This is a genomic window from Pseudooceanicola profundi (genome assembly GCF_050897955.1).
GTDB lineage: Bacteria > Pseudomonadota > Alphaproteobacteria > Rhodobacterales > Rhodobacteraceae > Pseudooceanicola.
On record NZ_JBPAXZ010000001.1, the window covers coordinates 2,780,489 to 2,793,830 of the forward strand.

The 13,342-nt window shown below is 64.3% G+C and carries 13 protein-coding genes; 6 read left to right on the forward strand and 7 right to left on the reverse strand.

Annotated elements, in window-relative coordinates; genetic code table 11:
• Positions 1 to 10 precede the first annotated feature (10 nt).
• The 6 genes from ACRARG_RS14070 to ACRARG_RS14095 all read right to left on the reverse strand — a co-directional run bounded on the left by ACRARG_RS14070 (position 11) and on the right by ACRARG_RS14095 (position 6,473).
• Complete coding sequence (locus ACRARG_RS14070) at positions 11 to 1,354, reverse strand: S41 family peptidase (RefSeq protein WP_432690640.1); 1,344 nt, start codon at positions 1,352 to 1,354, stop codon at positions 11 to 13.
• 4 nt (positions 1,355 to 1,358) lie between these two features.
• On the reverse strand, positions 1,359 to 2,501 hold the full coding sequence (locus tag ACRARG_RS14075) for a murein hydrolase activator EnvC family protein (protein WP_432690641.1): 1,143 nt from the start codon (positions 2,499 to 2,501) through the stop codon (positions 1,359 to 1,361).
• A complete protein-coding gene (gene gpmI, locus ACRARG_RS14080) occupies positions 2,498 to 4,015 on the reverse strand; it encodes a 2,3-bisphosphoglycerate-independent phosphoglycerate mutase (protein ID WP_432690642.1) in 1,518 nt (505 codons plus the stop codon). The genes ACRARG_RS14075 and gpmI overlap by 4 nt, the downstream gene beginning before the upstream one ends.
• A gap of 88 nt (positions 4,016 to 4,103) precedes the next feature.
• Positions 4,104 to 4,574: a 23S rRNA (pseudouridine(1915)-N(3))-methyltransferase RlmH gene (gene rlmH / locus ACRARG_RS14085; RefSeq protein WP_432690643.1), complete on the reverse strand. Its 471-nt coding sequence runs from the start codon at positions 4,572 to 4,574 to the stop codon at positions 4,104 to 4,106.
• A 9-nt stretch (positions 4,575 to 4,583) separates the two neighbouring features.
• A complete protein-coding gene (rsfS, locus tag ACRARG_RS14090) occupies positions 4,584 to 5,054 on the reverse strand; it encodes a ribosome silencing factor (RefSeq protein ID WP_432690644.1) in 471 nt (156 codons plus the stop codon).
• A 90-nt stretch (positions 5,055 to 5,144) separates the two neighbouring features.
• On the reverse strand, positions 5,145 to 6,473 hold the full coding sequence (locus tag ACRARG_RS14095) for a mechanosensitive ion channel family protein (protein WP_432690645.1): 1,329 nt from the start codon (positions 6,471 to 6,473) through the stop codon (positions 5,145 to 5,147).
• Between the two features lie 112 nt (positions 6,474 to 6,585).
• On the opposite strand from ACRARG_RS14095, the gene ACRARG_RS14100 reads away from it, so the two are divergent.
• The 5 genes from ACRARG_RS14100 to ACRARG_RS14120 all read left to right on the forward strand — a co-directional run bounded on the left by ACRARG_RS14100 (position 6,586) and on the right by ACRARG_RS14120 (position 11,387).
• A complete protein-coding gene (locus ACRARG_RS14100; protein WP_432690646.1) occupies positions 6,586 to 7,014 on the forward strand; it encodes a hypothetical protein in 429 nt (142 codons plus the stop codon).
• 218 nt (positions 7,015 to 7,232) lie between these two features.
• The gene (leuC, locus tag ACRARG_RS14105) at positions 7,233 to 8,636 is read left to right on the forward strand and encodes a 3-isopropylmalate dehydratase large subunit (protein ID WP_432690647.1); all 1,404 of its coding nucleotides are present in this window, start codon (positions 7,233 to 7,235) and stop codon (positions 8,634 to 8,636) included.
• Positions 8,636 to 9,241 carry a 3-isopropylmalate dehydratase small subunit gene (gene leuD / locus ACRARG_RS14110; protein ID WP_432690648.1) on the forward strand — a complete coding sequence of 202 codons (606 nt, stop codon included), beginning with the start codon at positions 8,636 to 8,638 and terminating at the stop codon, positions 9,239 to 9,241. Before leuC ends, leuD begins: the two co-directional genes overlap by 1 nt.
• Positions 9,242 to 9,513: 272 nt before the next feature.
• Positions 9,514 to 10,356, forward strand: a complete 843-nt coding sequence (locus ACRARG_RS14115) for a hypothetical protein (protein WP_432690649.1) — start codon at positions 9,514 to 9,516, stop codon at positions 10,354 to 10,356.
• 62 nt (positions 10,357 to 10,418) lie between these two features.
• Positions 10,419 to 11,387 (forward strand): endonuclease/exonuclease/phosphatase family protein, encoded by a 969-nt coding sequence (locus ACRARG_RS14120; protein ID WP_432690650.1) that lies wholly within the window; start codon positions 10,419 to 10,421, stop codon positions 11,385 to 11,387.
• Here ACRARG_RS14120 and ACRARG_RS14125 read toward each other — a convergent pair.
• Positions 11,322 to 12,275, reverse strand: coding sequence for a Rossmann-fold NAD(P)-binding domain-containing protein (locus tag ACRARG_RS14125; RefSeq protein ID WP_432690651.1), 954 nt, complete (start codon positions 12,273 to 12,275; stop codon positions 11,322 to 11,324). The genes ACRARG_RS14120 and ACRARG_RS14125 overlap by 66 nt on opposite strands.
• A gap of 89 nt (positions 12,276 to 12,364) precedes the next feature.
• On the opposite strand from ACRARG_RS14125, the gene ACRARG_RS14130 reads away from it, so the two are divergent.
• Positions 12,365 to 13,273: a LysR family transcriptional regulator gene (locus ACRARG_RS14130; protein WP_432690652.1), complete on the forward strand. Its 909-nt coding sequence runs from the start codon at positions 12,365 to 12,367 to the stop codon at positions 13,271 to 13,273.
• Positions 13,274 to 13,342 lie beyond the last annotated feature (69 nt).

Below are 13,342 nucleotides of genomic sequence, written 5' to 3' on the forward strand. Positions count from 1 at the left end.
TGATATCGTCTTACTTCGTCGGCGGCTGCAGCGCGACGAGCCCCTTGAGGATGTCGACCGCATAGGCCAGCTGGTAATCCTCGTCGCGCAGCGCAGCAGAGGCCTCTGCCTCAGCCTGCTCTGCCTCCATCTGGCGCTTCTGATCCTCGGTCAGGCTGTCATTGTTCAGCGCGCCGCGCAGGTCGGCTTCCGACCGCCGCCGTGCTGCCGGGCTGTCTTCTTCGGCCTCCGGCGCATCGGGGTTAACGCGCGGCTGTTCAACAATGATGTCGGGTGCCACGCCAAGCGCCTGGATCGACCGTCCCGACGGCGTGTAATAGCGCGCCGTGGTCAGCCGCATCGCGCCGTCGCCCCGCAGCGGCATCACCGTCTGCACCGACCCCTTACCAAAGGATTTGGTCCCCACGACAATGGCCCGGCGGTGGTCCTGCAGCGCACCCGCGACGATTTCCGACGCGGAGGCGGAGCCGCCGTTGATCAGCACGACAATCGGTTTGCCGTCGATAATATCCCCGGCCGTGGCGTTGAACCGTTCGCCATCCTCGGGCGCGCGACCCCGAGTCGAAACGATCTCGCCGGCGTCGAGGAAGGTATCGGACACCCGGATGGCCTGCGTCAGCAGGCCGCCGGGGTTGTTGCGCAGATCAAGCACGACGCCGGTCACATTCGCCAGCCCGCCGGCCGCCTCGATTTCCCGCTCCAGCCCTTCGGTCAGGTTCGGTGTGGTCTGATCGTTGAACGTGGTCACACGCGCGACGATGGCGTGACCTTCCGTCCGGACGCGGGCGGCGGTCAGTTTGATCGTGTCGCGGATGATCGAGATGTCGAACGGTTCCGATTCGCCTTCGCGAACCACGGTCACCACGATTTCGGACCCGACCGGCCCGCGCATCATCTCGACCGCATCGTCCAGGGTCAGGCCCAGCAGGCTCTCGCCATCGACATGGGTGATGAAATCGCCCGCCTCGACCCCGGCCTCTGCCGCCGGCGTGCCGTCCATCGGCGAGACGACCTTCACAAAGCCCTCTTCCTGCGTCACTTCGATGCCGAGCCCGCCAAATTCGCCGCGGGTCTGGACCCGCATATTCGCGGCGTCATCGGGAGAGAGATAGCTGGAATGCGGGTCGAGCGAGGTCAGCATGCCGTCGATCGCGGCCTCGATCAGCTTCTTCTCGTCCACTTCTTCGACATATTGCGCGCGGATACGCTCGAAAATATCGCCAAAGAGGTCAAGCTGTTCGTAAACGCTGCTGTTCTTGGCGGCATCCTGCGCCAGCAGCGGCGCGGCGACCTGCGTGGTGCCAAGAAGGCCTGCCGTGACGCCGACGATACCCGCGACCAAATGCTTTTTCATGCTCTCAATCCTCTGTGCCTCTGAACCAGTCACCCGGGTTCTGCGGGGTATTGTCCTCACGGACCTCGATATAGAGTGTTTCGCTGCGGCCTGCACCCGATGCGGGCTGCGCCTCCGACAAAACCGCGCCCAGATCAGCCTCCGGCCCGCCCATGAGCCCGACGGGTGCCCCGGCGGCCAGCACGTTACCGGCGGCACCATAGACCACGTCCAGCCCGGCGAACACGAAAAGAATCCCCGGTTCCGGCTCAAGGATCATCACATTTCCGTAGTCGAGCAAAGGCCCCCGGTAGCGGATCGTCGCTGCCGTGGGGGTCGTGACCAGCGCCCGTGGCCGGGTGGCCACCACAATGCCGGGGCGGGTAACGCCGGCCGCATCCGCCTCTCCGGCGCGGCGCAGGACGCGGCCGAGGACGGGCAGGGGAATGTCGCCCTTGCGGTCGGTGACGGAGGGCAGGGCGATCGCCTGCTCCTCCTCCGCGATGCCGGTAAGCCCCGAGGCAAAAGCATCCAGCGTTTCTGTTGAGGCGATGAGAAGGGCGGTCTTGATCGGGTCTTCGGTGAACTTGCGGGGCAGGTCGGTGCGGTCGGCCACCGCCTGGCTCAGCTCCGTCCGGGCTGTCTGGACGCCGCGCAGCCCTTCGGCCAGCGTATCCGCCGCACTCTGCTGCAGCTGGCGCAGCACCCGCGCCTCGTCCAGACGATCGCGCAGCTCGTCCGCCTGCTGGTTCAGCCCGCGCGAGACATCGGCCACGATCATCGCCGCCCGCGCCGTGCCAAGCGCCCCCGCCGGATGCAGCAGCACAACCGGAGAGCGCTGCCCGCCCATCACCTGTAGCGTGCCCAGCAGGCGCGCCACCTCATCCTCCCGCGCACGCAGATCCTGCGCCAGCTCTGCCTCGCGGGTCGAGACACGGCGCAGCCCCTCGCGCATCGCGGCGAGCCCCGCCTCGAAGGCGCGGGTGGTTTCCGTGAGGGCGGCAACCCGATCCCTGGCATTTTCGGCCTCTGACAATTGAGCCCCGGCGGCATGGATCGCCTCCGCCGCCGCGCGGGCGGCACTGGCCGGATCGCTCTGCCCGGCGGCCGTCTGGGCCGTCAGCAGCAGCGCCATCAGAGCGGCAAGGCTGCGGAGCGCCGGTGTCATGCCAGCAGGCTCTCCCCGGTCATTTCCTCGGGCTGGGGCAGGCCCATCAGCTGCAGCAGCGTTGGCGCCAGATCGGCCAGTCTGCCATTCCGCAGCACCGCCCCCGCAGGCCCGCCAAAGAGCGCAACCGGAACGAGGTTCGTCGTATGCGCCGTATGCGGCCCGCCCGTTTCCGGATCCACCATCACCTCGCAATTGCCGTGGTCCGCGGTCAGGATCATTGCGCCGCCCACTTTTTCCAGCGCCGACACAACCTGTGCCAGCCCCCGGTCCACCGCCTCGCAGGCGGCAATCGCGGCCTTCAGATCGCCGGTATGGCCGACCATGTCGGGATTGGCGAAATTGGTGACGATCAGGTCATAGCCATGCTCGATGGCGACGACGAACTTCTCCGTCACCTCTTCGGAGGACATCTCTGGTTGCAGATCATAGGTCGCGACCTTGGGCGACAACGGCATGTAACGGTCCTCGCCGGCCTTCTGCACCTCCACCCCGCCGTCGAGGAAGAAGGTCACATGGGGATATTTCTCCGTCTCTGCCAGCCGGAACTGGGTGCGGCCTTGCTTGGCCACCCATTCGCCAAGAGTGTTCACGATCTGCTGCTTGGGATAGCAGGTGGTCATGTAGCGGTTGTGGTCCTCGGAATAGTCGACCATGCCCAGCAGCCCGGCCCAGTCCGGCCGCGTTCCGGTGTCGAAGGCATCGAAGCCCGGCTCCCCCACGGCGCGCAGGATCTCCCGCGCGCGGTCGGCGCGGAAGTTGAGGCAGAAGAAGCCGTCGCCATCCTTCGCGCCCGCATAGCCGCCGATGACCGAAGGCGTGACAAACTCATCCGTCTCGCCGTTCTCATAGGCGCGGGTCACGGCGGCATGGGCGGTGGCGGATTTGACGCCCTCGCCCTTGATCATCGCCGCATAGGCTTCTGAGATCCGCTCCCACCGGTTGTCGCGGTCCATGGCATAGTACCGGCCTGAGACGGTGGCGATCTTCGCCCGCTCCGGCAGCGCCTCTTCCAGCTCGCCCAGATAGCCATAGGCCGATTTCGGCGCCACATCGCGCCCATCGGTCACCGCATGTAGTGCGACCGGCACGCCGGCGGCGGCCACGGCGCGGACGGCGGCGATGATATGCGTCAGATGCCCGTGCACCCCGCCATCCGACACCAGCCCCATAATATGGGCGGTGCCCTTGGTCTTCTTCAGATCGGCGATGAAGGCGTTCAAAGCTTCGTTCTTCTCGAACGACCCGTCCTCGATGGCGAGGTCGATCTGGCCCAGATCCATCGCCACCACCCGGCCCGCGCCGATATTCGTATGGCCAACCTCGGAATTCCCCATCTGCCCCTTGGGCAGGCCGACATCCGGGCCATGCGTCACCAGTGTCGCATGCGGGCAGGTCGCCATGATCCGGTCATAGGTCGGCGTCGCGGCCAGATAGGGTGCGTTCGCCTCCGTCCGGTCGGACAGACCCCAGCCGTCGAGGATGCAGAGGACGACGGGTTTAGGGATGGTCATGGCGGGTCTCCGGCTGTGCCGGCACTGGATAGCGGGTTCATTCCCGGGATTGAAGGCCGCTCATCGCCGCGATTGCGGTAACAGCGCGTCATGCCCGATGATAGGGCGATCCGGCGAGGATCGTCGTCGCGCGGTAGATCTGTTCCGAAAGCATCACCCGGGCCAGCATATGCGGCCAGACCATCTTGCCGAAGGACAGCAGGTGATCGGCGCGGCTGCGCATCGCCTCGGTCAGGCCATCCGCGCCGCCGATGACAAAGGCCGCCTCCGGCACGCCCTGATCGCGCAGCCGGGCCAGCAGATGGGCAAAATCGGGGGAGGTCATGACGCGTCCGCGTTCATCAAGCGCGATCACCGTCGCGCGGTCGGGCAGGGCCTTGTCGAGCAGAAGCGCTTCCGCCTCCTGCCCGCCACCCTTCTTGTCCTCCACCTCCACGACAGAAGCGGGACCGAGCCCCAGGGCGCGGCCCGTGCGGGAAGCGCGGGTCAGGTAATCGTCAATCAGCTCGGCTTCGGGCCCCTTACGCAGGCGCCCGACAGCGCAGATCGTCAGGTTCACGCGATCAGCTTAGGCGCGTGTGGCGTCGCTCTGGGCGGGCATCCACATCTTTTCCAGCTGGTAGAAATCGCGCACTTCCGGACGGAAGACGTGCACAACCACGTCGCCAGTGTCGATGAGAACCCAGTCGCCGGTTTCCTTGCCTTCGACCTTGGCCGTGAAGCCATAGGTTTCCTTGATACGCTCGACCAGCTTTTCCGACAGCGCCGCCACCTGGCGCGAGGAGCGCCCGGAGCAGATGACCATGAAGTCGCCCATGGAGGAGCGCCCGCGCAGATCAATCTGCACGATCTCTTCGGCCTTATCGCTTTCGAGGGAGTTGAGGATGGTGGCGAGAATGTCTTCGCTCAGATCCTCATGGTCGCGTGTCTCAGGCGCGGTCATGCAAGCGCCTTTGGAAGCGGCATCTGCCGCGGCAATGTCAAGTGACAGGACATCGTCCTCCTTGCTGCGCGCCGCCTGAGTCCCGGCGCTGGACATAGCTCAAAGGTAACAAGCCCCGCATGTCATTTCAATGAAACTGGTATCCCGGGTTTGCAGTCGTGCCAAATGTGGCCCATCCCGGCCACATCATTCGGGCAGCCGGGCCGGATCGTTCAGCATCCGGACCTCCCGCTGCGGGAAGGGGATGGAGATGCCGTTTCCCTTGAACGCATCCCAGAGCGCCAGGTACACATTGCCCCGGATATTGGTCAGCCCGCCGGTCGGATCGGTGATCCAGAAGCGCAGGATATAATCGACCGAACTGTCGCCGAACCCCACGATATGGCAGACCGGCGGCTTGTGGACGAGCACCCGGTCCACGCCCTTGGCGGCCTCGATGGCGATGCGACGGACGGCATGGGGATCGTCCGCATAGGCTGTGCCGAAATAGATATCCAGCCGCACGAACTGGTCCGAATGCGACCAGTTCACCACCTGCGTGGTGATCAGATCCTCATTCGGGATCAGGTATTCCTTGCCGTCCCGCGTGGTGATCGACACGTAGCGCGCCCCAAGCGCATTGATCCAGCCGAAGGTTTCGCCGACCGAGATCACATCGCCCGGCTTCACCGATTTATCCAGCAGGATGATGATGCCCGAGACGAGGTTCGACACCACCTTCTGCAGGCCAAACCCGAGGCCCACGCCAATCGCCCCCGACAGCACCGCAAGCCCGGTCAGATCGACGCCAACCGCCTTGAGCCCGATGAACAGCGCCATGCCGTATAGAAGCAGCTGCAGGAACTTCACCACCAGAACCCGCATCGACGGCGAGATATCCTCGACCCGGCTGATATTGGCCGCCGACGCATGGCTGATGAAGCGCGCCACCGTAAACAGCGCGGTGAGGATCACGATGGCCTGAAGGATGGTCCACAGCGTGATCCGCGCATCGCCAAGGGTGAAGCCGACGCTCTGGAACAGCTGCTGCGCCTCGTCCGTAAGCCCGAGGATGACCAGCGTGACCCAGACCCAGCCGGCCGCCCTGACAACCCATCTGAGCGCATTATTCGCAATCAGCCGCGTCACAAGGGCGATTGTCAGCCAGGCGAAGGCCAGGCTGCCGATCCCGGCCAGCAGATAGGACCGCGATGGCCAGGTCACGTCGCGCATCACCCAGACCACCGGCCAGATCATCGCGACAAACAGGATCAGCCGCAGCCGTCGCTGCAGAAGAAGCGCAAACCGCAACCGCCACTTCGGCCACCCGTCGCGCAGGCGAAGCCATTCGCGAAATCGCGGTGTCAGCAGGTGTGCCAGTCCCCATGCGGCAAGGAACAGCACCAGCGCAATCGCCACCTGATAGCCGTTCCAAGGTCGCAGCAGCCCGTTCAGGAAGATCGCGATCTCCGAATATAGCCGGGTCGCTATTTCCAGGGCCACTGCGGCGGTATCGTTGTCATCGACCGGATTCATGGTCCTGCAAGTCTAGGCGTCGTTCCGTGCAATTGCACGTTTTCCTTTGCAATTCCCGGCTTTTCTGGACGTGAAGCTTGATCAGTTTTACCCTGCCCGGGGGAGGTGAGGAATGCAGCGGAACGGCGCGGAGATTTCCGGCCCTGAGGCGGCCGGCATCCTCACAGTGAAACTGATTGTCGCGCTGACCGATGCAGAGAGGGCCAGCCTTCTGTCCCGTGCCGAACAACAATTGTTTGCCGGTCGCGCCCTGAGCCTTTTACTGGATCTGAGCGAACAGCGCTCGACCAGGATGACCTCCGACAGTGCGCGTCAGCTCCTCATACACTGTAATGCCTGCATTGAATCCATGCGCCAGGATATAGGCCCGCGGTTCCGTATTGCCTTGCATGCCGTGCCCGACAGCTACGGTCAGGGCATCGCACGCATGATCGAGGCGAACGCCTACGGGCTGCCCCGGATCGCGGTACGCATTTTTGACAATGTTAATATCGCGCGGAGTTGGCTTCACGGCGACGCGGCAGACGATCACCAGTCATGATAATCGGCAACGCAGGAGGCTTGCGGGAAAGGGGCGGCGGGTGTATCTCAGCGCGCATGACACGGATTTTCGATATGGACGACCGCGCGCGCCTGCCCTGGCGTTTCTTCGGTGCGACCCACACGGTGCTGGCCTCGCTATGAGCGCCGCGCCGCGTCCCCTGACGGGCGACGCGATCCAATCGTCTCGACATTTTCAAAATTGACGGGAGAGGACCAATGTCCCCCAAAACGCTCTACGACAAGATCTGGGATGCCCATGTCGCCCATGAGGCCGAAGACGGCACCTGCCTTCTCTATATCGACCGCCACCTCGTGCATGAGGTGACCTCGCCGCAGGCTTTCGAAGGTCTGCGCATGTCGAACCGCAAGGTCCGCGCCCCGGAAAAGACCATCGCCGTGCCGGATCACAACGTCCCCACCACCGGCGACCGCAACGCGGCCATCGAGAATGAGGAAAGCCGCATCCAGATCGAGGCGCTCGACAAGAACGCCAAGGATTTTGGTGTGAACTACTACCCGGTGAACGATATCCGTCAGGGTATCGTGCATATCGTCGGCCCCGAACAGGGCTGGACCCTGCCGGGCATGACCGTGGTCTGCGGTGACTCGCATACGGCGACCCATGGTGCGTTCGGCGCGCTGGCCCATGGCATCGGCACCTCTGAGGTCGAACATGTTCTGGCCACCCAGACGCTGATCCAGAAGAAATCCAAGAACATGAAGGTGGAGATCACCGGCGAGCTGCGCCCCGGGGTCACCGCCAAGGACATCACCCTGTCCGTCATCGGCGCCACCGGCACCGCGGGCGGCACCGGCTATGTCATCGAATATTGCGGCGAGGCGATCCGCGATCTGTCCATGGAAGGCCGTATGACCGTCTGCAACATGGCCATTGAAGGCGGCGCCCGTGCCGGCCTGATCGCGCCGGACGAGAAGACCTTTGAGTATGTGAAGGGTCGCCCCCATGCGCCGAAAGGGGCGCAGTGGGAGGCCGCGCTGAGCTGGTGGAAGACGCTCTTCTCCGACGATGACGCCCAGTGGGACAAGGTCATCACCCTGAAGGGCGAGGAGATCGAGCCGGTCGTGACCTGGGGCACCTCGCCCGAGGATGTGCTGCCGATCTCTGCCGTTGTCCCCACGCCGGAAAGCTTCAAAGGCGGCAAGATCGAGGCCGCGCGCCGGGCCATCGAATACATGGGTCTGACCCCCGGCCAGAAACTGTCGGATATCGAGATTGACACGGTCTTTATCGGCTCCTGCACCAACGGCCGGATCGAGGATCTGCGCGCCGCCGCGGCCGTGCTGAAGGGCAAAAAGATCAAGGACGGTCTGCGCGCCATGGTCGTGCCCGGCTCCGGCCTCGTCCGCGCCCAGGCGGAGGAAGAGGGGCTGGCCCAGATCTTTCAGGAGGCCGGGTTCGAATGGCGGCTTGCGGGCTGCTCCATGTGCCTTGCGATGAACCCCGACCAGCTCTCGGAAGGCGAACGCTGCGCCTCCACCTCCAACCGTAACTTCGAAGGGCGGCAGGGCTACAAGGGCCGCACGCACCTTGTCTCCCCCGCCATGGCGGCGGCGGCGGCGGTCACCGGCAAACTCACCGATGTGCGGGAGATGAACTGATGGATAAATTCGAGAAACTCAGCGGCATCGCCGCCCCCATGCCGCTGGTCAATATCGACACGGACATGATCATCCCCAAGGTCTTCCTGAAGACGATCAAACGGTCCGGTCTGGGCGTGCATGCCTTTGACGAGATGCGCTACGATCGTCAGGGCCATGAAAACCCCGATTTCATCCTGAACAAGCCCGCCTACCGGGACGCGCAGATCCTTGTCGCCGGGGACAATTTCGGCTGCGGCTCGTCGCGCGAACACGCGCCCTGGGCACTGGCGGATTTCGGGATCAAGGTGATCGTTTCGACCTCTTTCGCCGACATCTTCTACAACAACTGCTTCAAGAACGGCATGCTGCCGGTGGTCCTGCCGCAGGAGCAGGTGGACCTGCTGATGACGGATGCGGAGAAGGGCTCCAACGCGCGGATGGATATCGATCTGGAGGCGCAGACCATCACCACGTCGGACGGCGAAGTCATCACCTTCGACATCGACCCGTTCCGCAAACGCTGCCTGCTTGAGGGTCTCGACGACATCGGCCTGACGCTGGAAAAGGCCGCCTCGATTGACACATTCGAGTCTCAGGCAGCACAGGCCCGGCCCTGGGTCTGAGCGGCAGGTCTCCTATGGGGACGATAATAGTTATCTACAAAATATAGTAAAAAGGGGCCCGATGGCCCCTTTTTCGTGCCTGAATTGATGCAAGATGGCACCAGTTCTACCGCGTTATCGCCGCAATTCCGGGGTCTTATAAACCTGCGTCTTGAGCCATTGGCGGAAAGGCGGCAAGATTGGGGCAATAATGAGGCACCGCAAATGCGGCATCAAGTTGGGACAAGAGGGCGCGCCAAAGCTGCTCCGGCCCGGTTTGAAGGGATAGAGCTGTGATCGTCCGTCTGACAGGCGCGTTCTTGCGCGCATTCCTGATCGCGTTAGCGATTCTGACGCCGTCGCTCCTGTTGCCCGATGTGGGCTCGGATGCGGCGCAGGTGGTCGTGCTTGTCGCTCTGGCAGCGGGTCTGTTCACCTTCATGGAATATGCCAGCCAGTTCCCCTCGATTCTCGAATTCCGCTTTGCCCCGCCGGTGAACCGTCTGCGGTATTTCACCATGTTCGGGATGGTGCTGATGCTGACGGTCTACCTCTCCGGCCCGGCATTGGAGAGCCCGATTGCCACGCTTCTGATGCGTCTGGCGACACTCATGGCGCATGCGCTCGACTTCCCGTATTCGCCGGTGCGGCTGGTCATCCTGTCTTTGCCTGCGGATACGCCGACCACGGTCATCGACATGGTCCGGGATGCGGCTGGCATCGCTTATGTCGTGGCTGCAATCGGCCTGATCGTCTTTTCCGTGATCGTTCGCGTGTATGGGTGGCCGGTCCGCTACGGGGCTTTCAACGTCTGGATAAACCTGCCTCTGTTTGACCCGACCGGCGGCGGCGATGTGATCTCCCGTCTCAAACGGGATTCGATCGTTAACATCGTGTTAGGGTTTCTTCTGCCATTCCTTATGCCAGCGGTGGTCAAACTGGCGTCCTCGGTTATCGACGTCTCCGGTATCGGCAATCCGCATACTCTGATCTGGGTGATGGCGGCATGGGCCTTTCTTCCGGCGAACCTGATTATCCGTGGCGTGGCGCTCGCGCGGATTGCCGAAATCATCGAGGAAAAGCGCCGCCGCGCCTATGCCGAGGCACGCAGCGAAGACGCCATGCAGGCCGCCTGAACGGCCTGATAGGGACACGCGTCCTCGCCCAATTTCTTGTCCTGCCTCTATGTCTGTCCCTCTTGTCTGCGCCTCTGCGGGCGGACGGCCTGCGCATTCTGTTCTGGCATACCGACATGCGACCCGAAGGGCCCGGGCTGCTGCTGCGCGACCTGCTGCGCGGCACACCGAGAACAGAAGGCATCGCGCGGGTGATTGCCGCCGCCCGCGCCAATATCGTGATCCTGGCGGGCCTGGATTTTGACGCAGAGCACCGGACGCTTCATGCGCTGGCCGACCGGATCGCCGGGGCGAACGGGCCGGCCTATGCCCATATCGCCGCGCCGCGGTCCAACAGCGGCCTGCCCACGGGGCTGGATCTAAACGAAAATGGCCGGACCGGAGAGCCGGCGGATGCCCAGGGATACGGACGGTACGAAGGCCAGTCCTCCCTTGCCATACTGTCGCAATGGCCGCTGCGCGGGATCACGGATCACAATGCGCTGCTGTGGTCCGACCTGCCGGGATCGTTATTCATCGACGCTGCGGGCCGGACCGGCCCGGAGGCGACCGCCCACGGACTTCAGCGCCTGTCCTCCACAACCCATGCCGAAGCCATTGTGGACACCGGGGATGCTGCGCTGACGCTCTTGATCTTTCAGGCCGCGCCGCCGGTTTTTGACGGGCCGGAGGACCGGAACGGCCGCCGGAACCATGATGAGATTGCCTTCTGGCGCCATCGTCTGGCCGGCCTGTTCGGCCCGCCGCCAGACCCGCCCTTTGTCATCGCCGGTGTTGCCAATCTGGACCCGGAGCATGGGGAAGGCCGGAAAGACGCGATCCGCGACCTGCTCGCCCATTCCGCTGTGCAGGACCCGCCCGATCTGGCGGGTCCCACAGCCGATTTCGGAACGCCTGGCGCGGGCAGGCTGCGGACCGACTACCTTTTGCCATCCGCCGGGCTGACCCTGCGTTCCGCGAAGCTGTCAGAGATCGACCCCGCTCTCAGCCGTCACGCGCCTCTGCTGCTGGAGCTTGCCTGGCCGCCCTGATCCCCGGGCAGACAGATGCGCCAGCGCGGCGGAGAATGCCGAGCTCTGGGGCGTATCGCGATAGCCGGGCAGCAGCTCGGTCAGCCGGGCCCCGTCCAGACGATGCGGCAGCGACCAGAGGTATCGCATCTCGAATACCCCGCGCAGGACGGGCACAAAGGGCCGCGCGATCCAAAGCGGCAGCCAGGACATCCGCCCGGCGGCCACGGGCTGACCAATGGCCTGGCCAATGCTGGCGGCCATCTCGCGGCCCGTCAGGGTGTAGCCGGGGAAAAGCACCTCCTCAAACCGCGCGAGGTCCGCGCGCCGGTCGGCCAGCATGGCAGCCACACGCGCGGCGTCGGGCAGATAGGCCCATGCATGCGGCACATCCAGCGGCCCGGGATAGGCGATCTTTGCCTTTGGCACGGGCCGCGTGATGAACCGGTCGAACCAGTTTCCCGAAGGCCGGTCGTCGATGAAATCGCCACAGCGCAGAAGAATGGTGCGGACGCCGGCGTCGCGGTACATCTGCTCGACCTCGATCCGGATCCGGCCCAGGCTGTTGCGGGCGTTATGCGGTGTTGATCCGGTCCAGGGCCCGGGTGTGCCACTGCCGTAAACATAGACATTGCCGGGCAGGATGACGGTGGCGCCGGACTGGCGCGCCGCCTCGATCACCTTGCGGTGCATCGCCGGCATCTCTTTGCCCCAGCTGGAGTAATCGGGCGGATGCCAGCCCATGACGATGATCTGTGCCCGGCCTGCTTCGGTCATCAGGTCATCCTTTTTGCGATCAAAGGCGATCACGTCCCAGCCTTGGTCGGCAAAGGCATTCAGCGCATGCCGGCCGAACTTGCCGGTCGGCCCCAGGATCAGGGCGGTGCCTTTCGAAATCTGTGCGGTCATAACAACACTCCATTTGATAAGACCAAAGGTGCTCCCTTCCTGTTTGAATGGGAATTGTCAGATTGTGCAGGTTTGATATTCATAATTGAATGGATAGCCACCTCGACCGACTCGACTGGTCCCTGCTGCAAATCTTCCTCGCAGTTGCGGAGGAGGGCTCTCTCTCCGCGGCGGCGCGGAGGCTGGGCCTGTCGCAACCCACGCTCGGGCGCCAGATCAAGCAGCTGGAGGCGCACAGCGGGTTGGAGCTGTTTGTCCGACAGCCCCGCGGCCTCGTCCTGACGCCGCAGGGGCAGGCGATCCTGCCCGCCGCGCAACGCATGGCCGACGCCATGGCGGAGGTCCGGCTGGCCGCCGCGGGCCGCGACAACGGGCTGCGCGGCACGTTGCGCATCACCGCGTCCCATATCGTGGCGCACCATCACCTGCCGCCGCTCATCACCCGCCTGAGAGAAAAGGCGCCGGAGATGGACATTGTCCTGATCCCCTCGGACAGTTCCGAAAACCTGCTGTATCGAGAGGCCGATATCGCCGTACGCATGTACCGCTCCGAACAACTGGATATCGTGACCCGCCGCCTCGGTGCGCTGGAGATCGGCGCCTTTGCCGCAAAGAGCTATCTCGACAGGCGCGGCCGGCCGCAGAGCATGCAGGACCTCGCCGGCCATGACCTGATCGGCTTTGACACTTCGGACCTGATCCTGCGTGGCATGCGGGGGGCGGGGCTGACCCTCACGCGGGAAGATTTTGCCATCCGCTGCGATGATCAGGTGACCTACTGGCAGCTCCTCCGATCCGGCTGCGGCATCGGCTTTGGCCAGCGCGCCGTCGCCGCGTCAGAGCCGCTGGTAGAGCCCATTCTACCCGATGTCCCGGTGCCACCGCTCGACGTCTGGCTGGCCGCGCATGAGGCGATGCGGCGCAATCCACGGGTGGCGCTCGCCTGGTCGGTACTGGAAGAGGGGCTGGCGCCTTTGCTGACACAGGCGCGCCCCTGACGCTGCCCTGCAGCGTGGGCGGCTTCTTGACCCTCCCCGCGGCGCAGTTTACCCGAGGCCAACCGCCGT